Consider the following 21,391-nt stretch of genomic DNA (forward strand, 5'->3'; position numbering starts at 1 on the left):
TTTCTTCGGTAATATCTAGAAAGTGAAAATATTCGCTACATGTATGAATACTGTTTTTATCTTTTGTCAAAGAACAGTAAGCAGCTTGCATACAGGTTGAGCATATGCTTTGCATATAATTTTTAATTGAACTCATAGTAAGATTTATTTAAACGATGCTTAATCTAGTGCGTGCCGCTTGGTATTTAAGGGATAGAAAATTAATGCTAATAGTGCAAAGCCTATTACTATTAAAAAACCAAGCGATAGTTTGGATATGAGCAAATTGCTTTCTAATGCTTTGTTTGACAGTTGTGTCATTTGTTTGCTTTCTTCTAATTGTATTGCAGCCAGTATATCTAATTTTTTATCTATCTCTTTTAGGGCTTGTAGTGATATTTTGGTATTACCGTTATCCAGATTTTTAAATTGTAGTATCTTTTCTTCAGATGTTTTAAGCTTACCAAACTGCAAAGTCAGTTCGTTAAGTGCGTCATATTCTTCATTGGTAAGTTCTGTTAAAGAAAACTGGGACAGTAATTTTTCCGCTCTTTTGTTTTCATTTGAGACTGCCATATAATCTTCTTGATGTATCAATCGGAGTTTTTTAGAATGAAAAATATTGTTCAATTGATATATGTAATCTTGAACTTTAATTCTATCATCATAAACAGAATTTACCGAATTCTGTAATGTAGAAAAATGCCTATGGTATAATCTATTTGAACTTAAGACCAATAAGAATGCAATGGCTAAAATAAAGCCAGCATGCAATCTGTGGGATGTTTTAAGTTCTGTAAACATGAATGTTAGGATCAAATGATACGTTAGAAATTTATTTTAAATAATCCACTTGGTAAATTCTTAATAAATCAGCCAACTTATTTATAGAAACCAAGTGGATCATCAACCAACTAAAAAAAATTATAAGGCCTGTAATTCGCCAGATGTAATGGCGTCTTTGTAGTCTGCGGTAACTACTGTATGGCTATTGAAAAAACGGCCACCATCATTGCGTTTTATTTTTATTTGTGTAGAACCGTCCTTAAGTTCTTTAACGGCGGTAACTACAACTTCTTCTCCATGTACCCGCCTATAATTGGCAAGGCCGCCGCGCTTAATAATGAAATTTTCTCTTGGAAAATCTATGTGCTTGTATTTGTTTGCTTCAGGTTTTCCTATTTCAAAGACATCACCAACGTTTACTTCTGGTTGTATTGCGTTGTTGTCTTGTGCATTTAATAGACTTACTGAAAATAATAGGGTAATTGCATATTTTAACATAACTGAATAATTTAGGGTTAATACATTTTTTCTTTTCTGGTTTTTATTTTTTCAGTAGTTTTTCCGTTGGCTGAATTTGGTTGGTAAACTTTTGTTATTTTCAATGTTATTAGATCACCGGGTAGGCCGTAAGAAATTGTATCTCCTATAGAACGTCCTATTACTAATGCACCCAAACTACTAATGACAGATATCCTATTCTGTTCAATATTTTCTTTGTTGGGTGCTACAATTTGGAAAGTTTGCCGAATGCCAGATGCTCCGCTAACTTCAATAACAGCATTTAAGGTGATAATGTCATACGGAATATCCTCAGTATTCAAGCATAAGGCTCCAGGCATGTTTTGACATAGCATCTCAAGCACATTTTTATGTGCATAATCTTCTATGGATACGTTATTTTCATGATATTTTTTAATCATCAAGAATTCGCTTTCCTCAAAAACAAGACTGCCGTATTTCATTTTTTACTTTTTTTAATAAACCACAAACTAGATTAGAGATTTAAATTGTTTGTTATTTGTGGTCTATACGGCAATTGATGTGCCGTTAAAAAAAATAATAAATAGGAAATATTACAATTAATTGAAAATCAGTAATTTAAATGTGTGTTATTGAATTTTTGTGTTTCATGTAAGTGGGGAGGATTTACCCGGTAGGGGAAAATATACCCAGTATTATTTAAGTTTTTCTCGCAACGTTTTGCGGTCTATTTGAAGAATTTCAGCCGCTTTTGTCTTATTGCCCTGGGTATGTACCAGTACTCTTTTTATATATTCTCTTTCCATGTCACGAAGTGGACGAAGTTCATGGTCTTCAAATTCAATTTGATATTTTAAAAAATCGGGTAGATTTTCTACTTCAATATTCCCATCTGCCATAATAACGGCTCTCTGAATAATATTCTCCAGTTCCCTAATATTTCCGGGCCAATTGTAACGCTGTAATATCTGTAATGCTTCTGGAGAAATACGTAACAAGCGATCTTTAAATTCTATTCCGTATTTGCGTAGAAACTTATCCGTTAATAGGGCAATGTCAGATTTTCGATCTCGTAAGGGTGGTACATGAATTTCTACAACGGTTAATCTATAGTACAGATCCTCTCTAAAAGTATTGTTCTTTATTTCATCTTTTAAGTTGGCATTGGTGGCCGCAATTATCCTAATATCTACTTTCTCAACTTTTTGTGAGCCTACCTTGGTAATTTCTTTTTCTTGCAGTGCACGAAGTAATTTGGTCTGTACGGCTAAAGAAGCAGTGCCAATTTCATCTAAGAATAAAGTTCCCCCTTCAGCTGCTTGAAAAAAACCGTTCCTATTTTCGATAGCGCCCGTAAATGCTCCTTTTAAATAACCGAATAATTCGGCTTCTTGTAAGTTTTCTGGAATAGCGGCACAGTTAACGGCAATAAAAGGTTGTCTGGAAAACTTGCCGGAATAATGGATAGCCCTTGCAACCAACTCTTTACCCGTACCGCTTTCCCCGGTAACTATAACCGTAGCTTTATTGTTTTTAACACGTTCAATAATATTGGTAACTTTTTTAAAAGCGGCAGATGTACCCACCATATCCGAATACAGATTTTCACCAGATTTTATTTGAACACTTTTTGCTTTTCTACGGTCGGTATTTTGATTTAATGCCTTTTCAACGGCATCTTTCAGCTCAGCTTTGGTAAATGGTTTGGTTAAATAATCCGTTGCCCCGGATTTTATGACCTCTAAGCTCCCTTCAACGGAAGGATAACCGGTTACCACCAATTTTGGTATCTCAGGGTAATGCTCATTTGCGAACTTCAACAATTGAAGTCCGTCTATTTCTGGCATTTGTATATCGGTAATTAGAAGATCAATAAAAGTGTCCTTAAGTATTAAAAGCGCTTCTTTAACAGAAACGGCTTTATAGGTATGATAGTCCATGGATTTCAGATGCCTTTGTAAAAGCTCTAGAATATTGATGTCATCATCTACTATAAGAATATTTTCTTTGCGTAAATCCATAGCTACAATTTAGGAAAGTGGACGGTAAATATAGTTCCTTTAGGTGTATTTGGTTTGTGTTGCAAAGTACCCTTATGGCTGGTAATTATACCATGAACTACGCTTAATCCAAGTCCCGTACCTTCACCTATTGGCTTTGTGGTAAAGAAAGGCTCAAATACCTTATCTTCCAATTCTACAGGAATACCTTCGCCTTGGTCCGCAATTATTAAAAGAATATGACGGTCCGTCTCCTCGATTTTTACGCTTACACTTCCCTCGGTTGGCGAGTAGTATATGGCATTCATAATTAGATTGAACAGCACTTGGGTTATTTGAACCGTATCTGCCCTTAGCGCTATATCTTCGTTATTAAAGACGATATCCAATTTTATTTTTTTATCTCTTAACGTAGGCGCAAGAAGTTTGGTAACGTTGGTAACGATCGGTATCAACTTTACCGTTTTCATTTCTTGGGGCATCTCACAGGCAAAGAACATAAGCTTTTTAACGATTTCTCTACTGAATATGGCATTGTCCATTATTTTTTCTAAGTCTCTAACAGTTTCTTTATCTGTGATCTTATCTGTCAGTAACTCGGCAAAACCAAGAATGTTGGCAAGTGGTGTATTCAATTCATGAGCAATACCGGCAGTAATTTCACCAAGAATATGTAAACGATCTGCACGTTCTATCTGTCTTTTTGTGATTGCTTCATTGTCCTTTATGTATTTACGTTCTATAAGGTTGCCAATTGCCAAAGCAACGTTATTTAAAAGTGTTTGTTCTTCCACCAAAAAATCATCTAGGGTATATTTATTTGATGGATACCCAACTAATACTTCGCCCTCTACTTTATTAAATACCTTAATTTTAGATACCAAAGTGACCATATCTTTACTATAATCATCTGTCTGTACTTGAAATTCTCCGGCTTTTAAAAAGACTTCGGTAACTTTTTCAAACTGCCAAGCTCTTTTAAGACAATAGGCGATGGCCTCTAAAGATTTCTCCAATTGATCATAATCAGAGTTTACGATAATAGAAGTAACCTCATAAAGGCAGGTAAGTTCTTTTACGCGTTCTCTTAATTTATCTTCTGTTGTGTTCATGACAATTTTAATTCTACACTAAAGTTCTGCAATATTTAGAAGGTTGGAAAATATGTATGCCTTAATTGTTAATTTTTAACAAATGAAGACTAATAATAAGTTCATTAACTGGAATAGTATTCGACCGCTAATGACATTGAAAATCGTTTTTTAAACCAATAAATTTCTGTAGAAGAACTATGTAATAAATTCCTCATTTCATTCCATTTAGTTTTGTAGGAAATTTTGGTTGACCAATTTGCGATGCGCCTGAATTTTATGCTTGCTAACGCGGATTTGATGCTTTTAAAAATAAATGGATATTACTGCTTAGCCCCAGTATAGCGTGTGGTTTAGGGAAAAAGTCTAATTTTAGTATTTCACTCATTTATTTAGTCCTCTGAAATCAACCAGTATACTTGCTTTTATCGATAAAACGTCAGTTTTTGTAGATTTTTGACATACATAAATAGTGCATTGTCATACAACTATCTTTATTTCACAACAAAAAATATATCCTAGTATATTCTTCATCTAATTTTGCGGTTATAACAAATATTTTGTAGTCAATTACTTACTTTTTTAGTAATCCTATTAAATTTACACTAACCTCCATTATGAAGTTTCCTTTTAAGATTTTCTTTTTATCAATGCTTTTTATTGTATTGAGTGCCGTGAATGTACAGGCGCAAATAGATAGCAATCGTTTTACCGTTCTTCTATCACCCGAAAATTTGCCAACTTGTGGAGATGGCGATTCTTTTGAAGAAGTGAGTATAACAGGTAAATTTCCAACTTGTAAAAGTTTCAGTATTACCTTTGATTTGCCCGAAGGCGTAGAGTATGTTAGCAATTCAGCTGTAATAACTTCTCAGTCAGGTTCTGGGGATTTTGTTTTAACAGCTAGTGGGTCATCTACAAATCCTACTTTTTCCATTCTTAGACCGGGAGACCTAGAATGGCAAGTTAGTGATCAAGTAGTTTTCAGATTTAATAGAATGGCCAATTGCAATGCAGTTCAATTCTCTAACTCTGGAGGTTTGTTCAAAGATGCACACACCATAAATTTTATAGATCAAGGCGGTCCTAATTCAGATTCAGATTCAGATGTAACTGTTTCATCATATCCGTTATTGGCTGCTTCTTTAAATATTTCGGCAATACCAACTGTTGATGCCAATGTTGGTGAAACGTATACTAGAAATATTACACTGGCACAAGGAGGTAACGGTTGTACCGAGACTTTTACGTATTATGTAGATTTAGGTGAAGATGTAGATGATGTTTATGAATTGTCTTATGCAGGAACACCTTTAATCCCTGTTTCATCTATAGGGCAAGTGCTGACCTATGAAATTGATTTAAATGCAGCACCGTTTGCAGGTACTGTGGGCAATAACGATAATTGTTTCGATAATGGCGAGGTTATTATATTTCAAGAAGAATTTAGGGTAGATGACTGTTTAGATACTGCAATTATCCATAATACCTATTGGGGTTGTAACCCAGGTGAAATTTGCCAAGCTGCTGAACAGCAAACCGGTTCTTTAAATTTTGGTGCTAATGTTCCAGATATAGCAATTTCAAAAGTAGGATCTACTACACCAGATTTATGTGGTCCTGTTACCTATACGATCAGAATAGAAAATACCAATACTGCTGTAGGTTCTATGGCTTTGGACTTAGGTATTAATATTGGTAGTGGACATAATTCATCACCAGTTACTACTGCTGCTACGAACCCTCTTTGGGATTTTACCTATTTTGATACAAGAAGTGTTTCTAATTTTAGATTTGCATCGGGTATTTCTTTTACTCCAGAAGATAGGCCAAGTACTATTTATCCAACTAGAGGGGATAATGGTACTTCAGTTTCTATACCACCCAACTTTTTCAATTCTGATCCCGATGGACCGGGAGGTTTTGATGATTTAGATAATGATGGTTTTTATGATGACTTACCACCAGGCGAAGCTACAGAACTATCTTTTGACTTTACGGTAACACCTAAAGATAATTGTGGTGTTGGTAGGTTTGATTATATGAATTGGGAACATACCTACATAGACACCTATTTTAAAGATCAATGTAAGAGCGACCGTATTCCAGAGCGCATTGATATTGGGTATTTTAATATTATAAGAGATTACCAAGATGTTACAGAAGTTGAAGCACCTACGGATATTGTAAACAATGAGGATTTTGTCGTGCGTATAGCTCCGGCATTCTATGCAGGCGGAGCAGGTTTGCCTACCATAGACGGTACCCCTATGTTTTCTAATGATGCTTCTTCAGAATGGAGTGTAACACTTACTGTACCTACAGGTATGGCGTTGCAAACACCTTTACCGGCTGGTTTTACGCAAAGTGGTAACGAAGTTACGTATACAACAACGGACATGTATGCAGGTAGATTCAAAGAATGGGTAGATTTTCCGTTGACCTTTACATGTGGTCCAAATGGTATACAATCTATACCGTATACCACTAAATATACGGCCACAAGTTCAGCTGGTGTTTGTTGGTCTCAAGATATTCATTGTGGTAGTGTAAACATTTACACACATTGTCCTGGTGGTTGTACAGGTCCTGCAATAGAAGGTTTTAAAGCTAGAAGACTTACCGCTGGTTGGACGGATAATGATATGACCACTAAAGTTGTCTTAGATGATAATACGGATGGTATCAAGAAATATTTAGCAGGCGATCAAATGAAAATCACTACCACGGCTTCTATAAACAATATTTCTTTGGATAACCTGTATTTCAATTTAACATATAATACAGCTAGTTTAGCTGCTGGTGGTTCGGATATTATAACATTGGTAGACAGTAAAATCACCATTAATGATAATAGTGCAGGAACTTCAGATTCACGAACAATTACAAATGCACCTATTTTGACCACCAATGGTTCAACAGAGCACATGTTAAGTTTTGATTTAAGCGATGAAAAAGACTTGATAAGTGCCGCTTATTTATTTGAAGGCGATGCTACTGATAGAGATATTGTAGAACTAGAATTGACATTTGAGTTCAGTAAGGATTTTCAGGATATAGCCTATTTTGAACTTACAAATTTAAGAGGTGAATTCTTTGCTTTCACAGATTACCCGGCAAATACTGTACCTAATAGAGTAGGTTGTGATACTTGGGGAGACAGGGCATATTATTCTAGACCAAGAATTTATGGAGCAAATCTATCTCATGCTACCAACGGTTGTACGCCAACAAATGGTATCATTTATAATATGGTTAAAAATATGGCCCCGGCCGATATGCATGCTGATGAGTATAGACCTTTGACATTATGGACTTCTACTGTTATAGATATTCCTGAAGGCGCTAGATTTACAGGAAATGTTACATCAATACAATTTCAAGGGGCTTATTCAACTGCAACAGGGGAGTTTATAGCTACCGAAAGTGGAGATCAAATAACCATTACCCCTGGTCCAAATTTTAGAAACAGAGATCAAACTGGAACTATTATACCACGTCTATATGTAGAATTTATGGGTACTTGTGAGTCGCCTGCATCTGCGCAGTATGATTTTACGGTCAATTATGATGATTTTGCTTATGCAACACCGGTACCTTCAAGTTTCTCTTATACCAATACGTTTAGTTATACTCAGCCAACATTTATTGTGCAATCTCCGTTGCCAACGGTTAATGGAGATGCCTATACGGTAGATTTTGATACCAATATTAGTAATACCAGTCCAGATGATGTTGATTATAACTGGTTGCAGGTTACTTCACCGGAAGGTCTGAATATAACAGGTGCATTTTCAGTAACCGCAGGGGTTGAAACACCGGTAAATTTCTATCAATCTGGTGATAAGACATGGATAGAGGCTGGTTCAGTTGCGGCCGGGTCTACAAAATCTATACGTTTTAAAGCTGACTTTGAAGATTGCCAAAATCAGACCGTTCTAGTTGAACATGGATGGGATTGTTCGGGTTATCCTGGGTATCCAGATACTAGTGTCACCGTTTCCGATTTTCAGGCAATTGGTGCTACTTGCTACCAGAACTCCACATCTATAACGTTAGAACCTAAAGGTTCACAGGTACAGGTGGCCATAACTGATCAGCCTAGTACGCCACAAGCTTTATGTACACCTTTCAATATAGGGGTAGATGTCATTAGCGCACAATTGGGTGATCTAATATATCCATCATTGCAGTTTGCTATACCTGGTGGAGATGGCGGAATAACTATTGTTAATACAGATGTCACTTACCCTAAAGGTTCTGCTGATCCGGCAGATACCCAGTCTGTAACCGTAACTATTGAAAATGGTATTGCCAAGGTTAATTTGTTGGAGCATACCAATATACTTGCCTTAAATGGTATAAAAGGTAATCCTGCGGTCAATTCTATAGATGAAAGAACGGCGCATGTTGATTTACAAATTCAATTGGAGTGTGATTTTATATCTAATTCAGAATTTACTTTTAAAGTTTATGGAGAAGAACCTTGTGGTGATATTGCCGCGGGTAATGGTTCAAGAATAGTTTCTAATTCTATACAGGCAATTGGTGCCGTAGCTCCTTATACAAGCTTCCCGGTAATTAGCTTGCCAGGTTTTGGCGCACCGGTTCAAGGTTGTGGGGTTACTGATAATATTAGTGTAGAAACCACAATAAATGGTGGTACCACTGGTACATCTGATTTTGGTACGGTTATCTTACGTTCAGGACTGGAATATGTAACAGGTAGTTTTGCAAGTGCAGATGGCGTATCTTTTGTTAGTGTTACTACAGTTGGTGACCATGAAGAACTGCTATTACAATATCCTGCAGGGGTAATCGATGGGTCAAAATTTGATTTTAATTTCGATTTTATTACTACCAACGATGGTATTTGCGATGATACAGAAGAAGTTAGGATAGTCAATTTTGTAACGGTAGGTGGTATTACTTGTTCAACTACCAATTGTACTGATTTTCAAGTGGCTACCGGTTTTACTTATGAGATTTTACCTTTAGAAAAACCAATTTTGGTCGGTACCGCAAATGATAGTTTCTTTTCTGTAGATACCGGCAACAACTACGAATATCATTTATCCTTGGATATTGAAAATACAGCTCTGGTAGATGCCGATGCCGGTTATGCTTACAGTGTATATTGTGCAGATGTAAATGGAGATATTGATGGTGCAGCTATAGCTACGGGATCAATAGCCGATGCAATTCCAAATTCGTCTACGATTACTGATGAAATTGTCTTTACTACTTCTGGTGCAGCTTGTTCTGGTACTAACTTTATAGTAGAATTTTTGCCTTCTAGTACAAATTGCCAGTGCGAGGCTATCTTAATTCCTGTATCCGTTACTTCGGGTGCGCCGCTAGATTTAGATGACGATAATGACGGTATACCGGATGTTATTGAAGTTTATAATGGTGATGCAGATGGCGACGGTACCCTAGATTATGAAGATCCAGATTTCTGTGCCGCTACTTTTGATGGCATCAATGGATGGGATTGTGCAACAATGGGCTTACCTGATCCAGATGATGATTTAGATGGCGATGGTACTCCAAACTACTATGATACGGATTTCCCAACTTGTGGAGGATTGAATGCTAATGGTATATGTATCAATTTTGATACAGATGGCGATGGTATTCCAAATCAGTTAGACCTGGATTCTGACAATGATGGTATTACGGATATTGTTGAGAGTGGTTCCGCTAATATAGATGCTGATGGTGACGGTATTATAGATATTCTTACGGATGTAGATAATGATGGTCTTGCTGATGTAGTGGATAATGATACTACTGACGGACCGGAAGGTAGCGCACCTTGTACTCCACAAAATGGTTGTGTACAGGTAAATTCAACATCCAATGTTTTTGATACGGATGGTGATGGTGCTACTGATGATAACGGTGATTTTGATGGTGACGGAATACTAAATGCTTACGATTTGGATAGTGACAATGACGGTATTTTAGATACGGTAGAAGCACAAACTACAAGTGGCTTTAATACACCGGGTGCTATTGACCCATTAACAGGTATACCTGCAGTTGGTACAGATACAGATGGTATCGACCCAATTGATACAGATGGTGACGGTAATCCAGATTATTTGGATTTAGATGCCGATAATGATGGTATTACAGATACTTTAGAAGCTGGAGGCGAAGACGCTGATGGTGATGGTGCCGTAGATGGTTTTGTTGATGCTGATGGTAACGGTGTTGCGGACAGTGTTGATGCTACGCCTTTGCCTAATGAAGATTCTGATAATGACGGAATTTTAGACAGATTGGATTTAGATTCTGATAATGACGGAATTACGGATACTACCGAAGCTGGTGGTATGGATGGTGATGGTGATGGTATCATTGATACGTTCATGACCGATACCGATAATGACGGACTTGCGGATAGTGTTGACCCAGTTGGTCCTGCTACACCAGGTACACCAATTCCGAATCCGGATACGGACAATGACGGATTGGATGATAGGTTAGATTTAGATTCTGAAAACGATGGTATACCAGATGTAATTGAAGGTGGCGGTTCTGACCCGGATAACGATGGTAGAATCGGTACAGGTCCAATTACGGATACAGACGGAGACGGACTTTCGGATATAGTAGACCCAGATGATAATACAGACCCTGCCTTGGCAGATGGTCCAGGTACCCCATTACCAATTGATAATTTAGATGGTGACAGTGTTCCTAATCACTTAGATATAGATTCTGATAACGATGGTATTACAGATACTACAGAAGCAGGTGGTACAGATGCTAATGGAGACGGTATTGTAGATGGTTTTGATGATACCGCAACAACAGATGGTTGGGATGACGCTACGGCTGCATCTCCACTACCAATACCAAATACGGATGGTACTGGTGGTCAAAACTATTTGGATATTGATGCCGATGATGATGGTATTCCAGATAATGTTGAAGCACAAACTACGGCTGGTTATATTGCTCCTGCAGATGCAGAAGCTACTAACGGATTAGATACAAATTATCCTGTAGGCTTAACTCCTGTAGATACCGATAATGATTTAATACCGGATTATTTAGATAGTGATTCTGATAATGATTTTTCTTCAGATGCTGTAGAAGCTGGTCAAGGTACAATTACAGATCCTAATGCAGATGCAGATGGTGATGGACTTAATGATGCTTATGATGATACACCTGGTAACGATGTAAACAATGACTTAAACTCAGGAGCTATTGCAACAGACAACGAAGATGATTTAGATACTACTGAAGTAGACTTTAGATCCATATTAGATTCTGACGGAGATGGTATAATGGATGCTGTGGATATAGATGATGACAATGACGGTATATTGGATACTGACGAATATAATGATTGTAGTGGTATTTCTAACAACATACACTTTACAGATGCTAGTTATAATCTTTTAGCACCTAATAGTAATGATGGTGATACTGTTACTTATATAAAAGATTTTGATAATGATGTGACTGCTGTAGTAACTACAACAATTGGTACTGGAACATTTGGTGCTAACAGCCCTAACTATACAGATGGTTCTATACAGGTAGATATGCAAACTCGTAATTCAAACTCTAATGTTACAGGTACTTCTACAGAAATTGTTTTCTCGGAAGCTATTGTAATGTCAGAATTCAACTTAAGAAGTTTGGCAAGAAATGCATCTGGCACTTATAATGAGAGCCAAAACGTTAAGTTCTATAACAATGGCGGGCAAATTCAGTTCCCGGCTGTTATTTATTCTACAACAGGAACGGTTGGTTCTGGTGCATCTTATGATCCTGCAACTGGTGACGCTATTGCCGCGATTATTGGTGGTGGTGCTCAAGAGGCAAACTACAGGTTTATAATAGATCAGCCTATAGACAAAATTGTTATAACACAATTAGATGCCGCCAATGCAGATAATATTGGTTGGAGAATTGCTTCATCATGTCCAATTTATTTAGACACGGATAATGATGGTGTTTTTGATCACTTAGATTTAGATTCGGATAACGACGGTATTCCTGATATAACGGAAGCTGGTGGTACGGATACGGATGGTGATGGTCATATAGATTACCCAACTCCTGGTGATCCAACTTCTATGGTAGATACAAATAATGATGGTCTTGCAGATGAAATTACAACAACTCCTTTACCAGATGAAGATTCTGATAATGATGGTATTTTAGATCGCTTAGATTTGGATTCTGATAATGACGGTATAACTGATGTTACTGAAGCTGGAGGCCCAGATACAAATGGTGATGGTATAATAGACACATACGCTACTGATACTGACAATGATGGTTTAGCGGACAGTGTAGACCCTACAGATGCTACTGTTACTGGTACGCCTTTAGAGAATCTAGATACCGACGGTGACGGCTTTGACGATCGAATAGATACGGATTCGGATAATGATGGTATTCCAGATGTAACGGAAGCAGGTGGTTCAGATCCGGATAACGATGGTGTTATAGGTTCAGGTCCTATTGCCGATGCAGATGGTGACGGACTTTCAGATATTGCAGATACAGATGATAATACAACGCCTACGGCTACAGATGGTCCAGGTACGGCTTTACCAATAGATAATTTTGATGGCGATGCCAATCCTAACCACTTAGATATAGATGCCGATAATGATGGTATTCTAGATGTAGTTGAAAATGGAACAGGTGCTTTAGATACCAATAATGATGGTGCTATTGACAATGATGATGATGTTTTTGTGGATGCTAATAATAACGGTCAAGCAGATGCTACAGAAGGTGCTGCTCCATTAAATACGGATACTACCGGTGGTGCAAACTACGTAGATATTGATGCAGATGATGATGGTATTCCAGATAATGTAGAAGCACAACCAACTGCAACATATAATGCTCCGGACAATGCTTTTGATACTGAAGGTTTAGATACCCAATATGCAGGTGGTATAACGCCGGAGGATACAGACGGTGATTTAATTCCTGATTATTTAGATTCAGATTCTGACGAGGATGGTACACCGGATATTATTGAAGCAGGTCAAGGAACTATGACTGATCCTTTAGCTGATGCCGATAACGACGGATTGAACGATGCCTTTGATGATACACCTGGTACAGATGTAAATAATGACTTGGAAACTGGTGCGGACGGCACGGACAACGAAGATGATTTGGATACGACCGAGGTTGATTTCAGGTCTATATTAGATCGCGACCAAGATGGTATTATGGATATCGTTGATTTGGATGATGACAATGATGGTATTTCTGATATAGATGAGTCCAATGGGGTTGATCCAAGCGCAGATGATGATAATGACGGTGTACCAAATTATTTAGATGACGATCCGGCGGATCCATTAGTTGGTAATGTGAACGGTACGGTTGAACCTGCGTTCGATTTTGACGGTGATGGTATTCCTAACCACTTTGATATTGATGCGGACAATGATGGAATCTATGATGTGTACGAAGCAGGAAATGATGCTTTGGATACGAACAATGACGGAGTGATTGACAGTAACGATACTGATTTTGAAGATAACGATAATGATGGTCAGGCAGATAGTTCAGAAGGTACAACGCCGTTGAATACAGATACTACAGGGAATGCTGATTTCTTGGATATCGATGCAGATGACGATGGTATTCCAGATAACGTAGAAGCACAACCAACAACAGGTTATATTGCTCCGGCTGATGCTTTTGATTTTAATGGTGTAGATACGAATTACCCTAACGGATTAAGGCCAGAGGATACGGATACGGATTTAACTCCAGATTATTTGGATGCTGATTCTGATAATGATGGTACTCCAGATATGCTGGAAGCAGGTCAAGGTACAATGACCGATCTATTGGCAGATGCCGACGGTGACGGATTGAACGATGCTTTTGATGATACTCCAGGTAATGATGTAAACAATGATTTGGATACTGGTGCAGATGGTACGGATAATGTAGATGACCCAGATACTACTGAAGTAGATTTCAGATCTATATTAGATTTTGATCAAGATGGTATTATGGATATCGTTGATTTAGATGATGATAACGATGGTATTAGTGACTTAGATGAGGCTAATGGTATTGACCCAAGTGCCGATGATGATAACGACGGTGTTCCAAACCATTCCGATGATGATCCTAACGATCCATTGATTGGCGATGTAAACGGAACAACAGAACCGGCATTTGATTTTGATGGTGATGGTATTCCAAATCACTTTGATATCGATGCAGATAACGACGGAATATTTGATGTGTACGAAGCAGGAAATGATGTTTTGGATACCAATAATGACGGAGTTATTGATAGCAATGATGACGGATTTACCGATACCACTGGTAACGGTCAGGCAGATAGTTCAGAAGGTACAACACCGCTGAATACAGATACAACAGGGAATGCAGATTTCTTGGATATCGATGCAGATGACGATGGTATTCCAGATAACGTAGAAGCACAACCAACAACAGGTTATGTGGTTCCTGCAGATGCTTTTGATGTTAATGGTGTAGATACAAACTACCCTAACGGATTAAGACCTGAGGATACGGATACGGATTCAACTCCTGATTATTTGGATGCTGATTCTGATAACGATGGTATTTCAGATATGCTGGAAGCTGGTCAAGGTACTCCTGTAGATCCTTTGGCAGATGCCGACGGTGATGGCTTGAACGATGCCTTTGATGATACCCTAGGTAATGATGTAAACAATGATTTGGATACAGGTGCAATTGCAACTGATAACGAAGATGATGCTGATATGGCTGAAGTAGATTTTAGATCGGTATTGGATTTTGATGGTGATGGTATCCCAGATACAGCAGACCTAGATGACGACAACGATGGTATCTCAGATATAGATGAGGCTAACGGAACTGATCCTAGTGCAGATGATGATAACGATGGTGTTCCAAACCATTCCGATGATGATCCTAATGATCCATTAGTTGGTGATGTAAACGGAACAACGGAAGCGGCATTTGATTTTGACGGTGATGGTATTCCTAACCACTTTGATATCGATGCTGATAATGATGGTATCGTAGATGTAGTGGAAGCAGGTAACGGAGATTTTGATACGAATAATGATGGTGTTATTGATGCTAACGATACTGGATTTGCTGATGCAAACAATGATGGTCAAGCGGATAGTTCGGAAGGTACAACGCCACCAAATACAGATGGTACAGGTGAGGCTAACTTCTTGGATATTGATGCTGACGATGATGGTATTCCAGATAATGTAGAAGCACAACCTACTGATGCGTATATCGTACCGGCAGATGCTTTTGATACAGTAGGATTAGATACGAACTACCCAGGTGGAATTGAACCAGAAGATACCGATATGGATGGTATTCCTGATTATATCGATTGGGATTCAGATGCAGATGGTATTTCAGATATGTTGGAAGCTGGTCAAGGTACTATTGTAGATCCTTTAGCCGATGCTGACGCAGATGGTCTTAACGATGCTTTTGATGATACCCCTGGTATTATTGTAAACAACGACTTGGTAACGGGAGCAATCGCTACGGATAACGAAGATGATGCAGATGTTGCAGAAGTAGACTTCAGGTCAATGCTAGATACTGATCAAGACGGTATTCCAGATACGGTAGATCTTGATGACGATAACGATGGCATCTCAGATTTGGATGAGGCCAACGGAATAGATCCAAGTGCGGATGATGACAACGATGGTGTTCCAAACCATTCCGATGATGATCCTAACGATCCTACAATCGGAGATGTAAATGGAACAACAGAACCAGCGTTCGATTTTGACGGTGACGGTATCCCTAACCACTTTGATATTGATGCGGATAATGATGGTATAGTAGATGTAGTGGAAGCTGGTAACGGTGACCTTGATACGAACAATGACGGTGTTATTGATACTAATGATAACGGATTTGCCGATACAACTGGTAACGGTCAAGCAGATAGTTCAGAAGGAACAACACCACCAAATACAGATGGTACAGGTGAAGCTAACTTCTTGGATATAGATGCGGACGATGATGGTATTCCAGATAATGTAGAAGCACAACCTACCGACGCGTATATTGTACCGGCAGATGCTTTTGATGCAACCGGATTGGATACAAATTACCCAGGCGGAATTGAGCCAGAAGATACGGATATGGACGGTATTCCTGATTATATCGATGCTGACTCAGATGCAGATGGTGTAAGTGATGCTTTAGAAGCAGGCCAAGGAACATTTATTGGAACCGATGCTGATGCAGATGGTTTAGATGATGGTTATGATGATACGCCAGGTAACGATGTAAACAATGATCTAGATACTGGTGCAGATGGTACGGATAACGTTGATGATGCTGATTTAGCTGAGGTTGACTTTAGAGATATCCTAGACTATGATAAAGATGGTATTCCAGATACTATAGATCTTGATGACGATAACGATGGTATAGCTGATTTAGTAGAGACCAACGGAATCGACCCAAGCGCGGATGATGACAATGATGGTGTTCCAAACCATTCCGATGATGATCCAAACGATCCTGCAATCGGAGATGTAAACGGAACAACGGAACCGGCGTTCGATTTTGACGGTGACGGAATTCCTAACCACTTTGATATAGATGCCGATAACGATGGTATCGTAGATGTAGTGGAAGCAGGTAACGGTGACCATGATACAAATAATGATGGTGTAATCGATACTGATGATACTGGTTTTGCCGATGCAAACAATGATGGTCAGGCAGATAGTTCAGAAGGTACAACGCCACCAAATACAGATGGTACAGGTCAAGCTAATTTCTTGGATATTGATGCCGATGACGATGGTATTCCGGATAACGTGGAAGCACAACCTACCTTAGCGTATGTTGTTCCTGCCGATGTTTTTGATGAACAAGGCTTGGATACGAACTACCCAGGCGGATTGGTTCCAGAAGATACGGACGGTGACGGAACTCCAGATTACCTAGACCTTGATTCTGAAGATGACGGTGTTCTAGACATTGATGAAACAGATGAAGGTACTTTTACAGGTGTTGATTCTGATAATGATGGATTGGATGACGGGTTTGACAGGACTCCGGGTAACGATGTAAACAATGATTTGGATACAGGTGCCGATGGTACGGATAATGACGACGATGCTACTACACCAGAAGTGAACTTTAGAGAAATAGGTGATAGTGATGGCGATGGTGTTCTTGATACGCAAGAAGAAGCTGATGGCACGGATAAGAATGACCCTTGTGATTATGTAATAGAAAATATTACGCTTGATTTCTCAGGCGATTATTTAGTTGCCGATTGTGATGGTGATGGTGTTCTTAACGGTCAAGAGCTTGATGATGATACCAACCCTGAAGATCCTTGTGATTATGAAGAAGGTAGTATTACCGTTGAACAAGGTGGCGATTATTTGATTTCCGATTGTGATGAAGATGGATTGACCACTTCTCAAGAAGAGGCGATAGGTACTGATCCTTATAATCCTGATACCGATGGCGATACGATACCTGACGGACAAGAGATATTGGACGGAACGGATCCTCTTAATCCTTGTGATTCATTGAACGGTGTACCTACTTTAGCGGCAGGCTGTGATCCAGAGTTGGTAGAAACAGGTATATCGGTAATCAATGAAATTATAACTCCTGACGGAGATGGAACTAATGACGAGTTCTTGATAGATAACATAGAGTCCTATCCGAACAATACGGTACAGGTTTATAACCGTTGGGGAGTATTGGTCTATGAGATGAGAGGTTACAATAATGTTACGAATACTTTTAAAGGAGTTTCCAACGGAAGAGTAACTATATCAACCGATTCCAAATTGCCAGTGGGCGTATATTTCTACGTCATCAAGTACAACAACAATGGAGACAACTTGGACAAGGCCGGTTACCTATACATCAACAGATAAAAAAAATCCCCTTATAAAAAGACAACGATGAACAAATATTTTCTGACCATTATAATTACCGTAGCGGGGCTCTTTATGGGGCATGCGCAACAAGACGCGCAGTACACGCAGTACATGTACAATACGATATCGGTGAACCCCGCATACGCAGGATCTAGAGGCGTGTTCAGCATCGCCGCGCTGCACCGTTCGCAGTGGGTGGGCCTTGACGGGGCGCCCACTACGCAGACGCTCAACTTCCATACCCCGGTATCGGACCATGTAGGATTGGGACTATCCGTGGTGAACGACGAGATCGGTAACGGCACGAACCAGGATACGTACATCGATGCGGCGTTCAGCTACACGGTGAACACCTCGGAGACGGGTAAGCTTTCGTTCGGGCTTAAGGCCGGGGGGCACCTGTTCAACGTGGACTTCACGAAACTGAGGAACTACGGTGCGGAGAGCAACCTTCCGAACATCGACAACAAGTTCTCGCCGAACTTCGGTGCGGGCATCTATTACCATACGGACCGTTTCTATACGGGGCTATCGGTACCGAACTTCTTGCAGACCGAGCATTTCGACAGTTCGGATTCGAACAGTTCGAGTTTGATCGCGCAGGAGCGCATGAACCTTTATTTGATCACGGGCTACGTGTTCGAACTAAGGAACGACGTAAAGTTCAAGCCTGCCGCACTTATAAAAGCGGTAAAGGGGGCACCGTTACAAGTGGACCTGAGCGCGAACTTTTTGTTCAACGACAAGTTCTCGTTGGGTGCTGCCTATAGATGGGACGCCGCGGTGAGCGCGCTGTTCGGCTTTCAGCTGAACGACCAGCTGATGCTGGGGCTTGCCTATGACAAGGAGACGACCGATCTGGGGGCGACACGGTTCAACGACGGATCTTTCGAGATCATGCTGAGGTACGAATTCCTGAACAAGTACAAACGGGTGATCACCCCAAGATTCTTTTAAAAAAATGACATGAAAAAAACAGGATATATTTTTTGTGGCTTGGCGGTGATGGCCATGATGGCAAGCGCGCAGGACAAGAAAGTAAAGAAAGCGGACACGAAGTTCACCAACTACGCCTATGCCTCGGCGATACAGTCTTACGAGCAATTGGTAAAGGACGGATATACGGAAGAAGAGGTGTACAAGAATTTGGGCAACGCGAACTATCTGAACGCGAACTACGAAGAGGCATCGAGCTGGTACGGCAAGCTGTTCGCACTTGAAGGGGCGGACATCGATCCGGAGTATATGTACCGTTACGCACAGACCTTGAAGTCATTGGAAAACTATACGGAATCCGACACTTGGATGAACAATTTCAAGAACGCAAAAGCGAACGATCAACGTGCATTGGTCTTCAATGAAAACCAGGACTACCTGGAACAGATCGAGGAACGCTCGGGGAGGTACGAACTGAGGAACATAGGTTTGAACTCGAAGGTATCGGACTTTGCGCCATCGTTCTATGAAGACGGACTGGTGTTCTCTACTGCAAGGGACAGCGGACTGCTCACGAAGAACATCCATAGATGGAACAACGGTTCGTTTTTAAATCTATATAAAGCGGAACAGGACGGCCAAGGTAATTTCACCGATGTGGACAAGCTGAGCAAGAAACTGAACAAGAAGACCCATGAATCGTCGACGGCATTCACCAAGGACGGACAGACGATGTACTTTACCCGTAACAACTCCGATGACGGCAAGTTCGAGCGTGACGAGGAAGGCGTGAGCAGGTTAAAGATATACAGGGCGACCAAAGAAAATGGTGAATGGAAGAATATCGAGGAACTGCCCTTTAACGGTGACAGCTACTCGGTGGCACATCCTACATTAAATAAAGAAGAAACAAAATTGTACTTCGCCTCGGACATGCCGGGCACGAAAGGGGAATCGGATATCTACGTGGTGGACATCAACAAGGACGGCAGTTTCGGTACACCCAAGAACTTGGGGGAGCGCATCAATACGGAGGCCAGGGAGACCTTTCCGTTCGTAACGGATTCCGACAAACTATATTTCTCTTCGGACGGCCACCCGGGACTTGGAGGGCTTGACGTCTTTGCCACGGACCTGAAGAACGAAAGGGGAGAGATCTACAACGTAGGACGTCCCTTGAACGGGGAGGAGGACGACTTCTCGTACATTATAGACGAAGAGACGAAGAAAGGCTTTTTCGCATCGAACAGAAAAGGAGGACAGGGCAACGACGATATCTACAGCTTTGTGGAAACGACCCCGCTGGACTTCACCTGTCATACAAACATCACGGGAACCGTAAGGGACGAAAAGACCAATGCACTTTTAACGGATGCATCGGTAACGGTATACGACAAGGACAACAAAGTAGTGTCTAGTTCGACCACGGACGAGAACGGAGCGTTCGAGATGGAAGGCAACTGCGCCGAGGGCAGCTATAAAGTAGTGGCTACCAAAACGGACTATGAGGAAGGTAACAGGACCTTCATGACGGTAAGGGCGGAGGACGCCATGGGCATAGAGATAGTACTGGCACAGGTAGACCCATCGGCACCGGTAGGCACGGACCTTGCGAAATACCTGAACATAGAACCGATCTACTTCGATTTCGACAAGTATTTCATCCGTGAAGATGCAAGGATTAGCATAGAAAAGGTACTGGCATACTTGAACGAATACCCAAGTGTGAACGTACAGGTACGCTCGCATACGGATTCACGTGCTAACGATGCGTACAACATGAAATTATCCGCCAACAGGGCAAAGGCGACTGCGGACTACCTGATCGCTGCGGGCATCCCTAGCAACAGGATATCGTACGAAGGCTATGGCGAGACGGAGCTTACGAACGATTGTAGCAACAACGTTCCATGTAGTAAGGAAAAGCATCAGCTCAACAGACGATCGGAGTTTATCGTGGTGGAATAACAACTTAAATAACACATAACAACACATGTTGAAAAGGGAAGGAGCAAGGCTCCTTCCCTTTTTTTTGTGGATTTAATTTATCACAAGTTAAAATTCCAATAACGGAAATTATCAAGCCCATTTACGTAAATAGTGTATTGATTTTTTCAAAACCAATTCTTGTTTAGGCTGCTAAAAATATACATCTGATAGATGAAATGCATCAGTTTGAAATTTTGATATACAA

The 21,391-nt window shown here is 40.0% G+C and carries 8 protein-coding genes; 3 read left to right on the top strand and 5 right to left on the bottom strand.

Annotation, left to right across the window (positions count from 1 at the left end):
* Positions 1–159: 159 nt before the first annotated feature.
* The 5 genes from PXC01_RS09695 to PXC01_RS09715 all read right to left on the bottom strand — a co-directional run bounded on the left by PXC01_RS09695 (position 160) and on the right by PXC01_RS09715 (position 4,357).
* A complete protein-coding gene (locus tag PXC01_RS09695) occupies positions 160–783 on the bottom strand; it encodes an MCP four helix bundle domain-containing protein (protein ID WP_276472079.1) in 624 nt (207 codons plus the stop codon).
* 120 nt (positions 784–903) lie between these two features.
* The gene (locus PXC01_RS09700; protein ID WP_276472080.1) at positions 904–1,263 is read right to left on the bottom strand and encodes a hypothetical protein; all 360 of its coding nucleotides are present in this window, start codon (positions 1,261–1,263) and stop codon (positions 904–906) included.
* Positions 1,264–1,280: 17 nt separating this feature from the next.
* The gene (locus tag PXC01_RS09705; protein WP_276472081.1) at positions 1,281–1,727 is read right to left on the bottom strand and encodes a GreA/GreB family elongation factor; all 447 of its coding nucleotides are present in this window, start codon (positions 1,725–1,727) and stop codon (positions 1,281–1,283) included.
* Positions 1,728–1,940: 213 nt separating this feature from the next.
* Positions 1,941–3,266: a sigma-54-dependent transcriptional regulator gene (locus PXC01_RS09710; RefSeq protein ID WP_276472082.1), complete on the bottom strand. Its 1,326-nt coding sequence runs from the start codon at positions 3,264–3,266 to the stop codon at positions 1,941–1,943.
* Between the two features lie 2 nt (positions 3,267–3,268).
* Positions 3,269–4,357: a sensor histidine kinase gene (locus tag PXC01_RS09715; RefSeq protein WP_276472083.1), complete on the bottom strand. Its 1,089-nt coding sequence runs from the start codon at positions 4,355–4,357 to the stop codon at positions 3,269–3,271.
* 596 nt (positions 4,358–4,953) lie between these two features.
* On the opposite strand from PXC01_RS09715, the gene PXC01_RS09720 reads away from it, so the two are divergent.
* Genes PXC01_RS09720 through PXC01_RS09730 form a run of 3 tightly spaced genes read left to right on the top strand, consistent with a single transcriptional unit; the run spans position 4,954 to position 21,165 of the window.
* Entirely contained in the window at positions 4,954–18,258 is a 13,305-nt protein-coding gene (locus PXC01_RS09720) for a T9SS type B sorting domain-containing protein (RefSeq protein WP_276472084.1), read from the top strand.
* 27 nt (positions 18,259–18,285) lie between these two features.
* Positions 18,286–19,218 (top strand): PorP/SprF family type IX secretion system membrane protein, encoded by a 933-nt coding sequence (locus PXC01_RS09725; protein ID WP_276472085.1) that lies wholly within the window; start codon positions 18,286–18,288, stop codon positions 19,216–19,218.
* A 9-nt stretch (positions 19,219–19,227) separates the two neighbouring features.
* Positions 19,228–21,165: an OmpA family protein gene (locus tag PXC01_RS09730; RefSeq protein WP_276472086.1), complete on the top strand. Its 1,938-nt coding sequence runs from the start codon at positions 19,228–19,230 to the stop codon at positions 21,163–21,165.
* The last annotated feature ends 226 nt before the right edge of the window (positions 21,166–21,391 follow it).

The organism is Maribacter huludaoensis (genome assembly GCF_029350945.1).
GTDB classification, from domain to species: domain Bacteria; phylum Bacteroidota; class Bacteroidia; order Flavobacteriales; family Flavobacteriaceae; genus Maribacter; species Maribacter huludaoensis.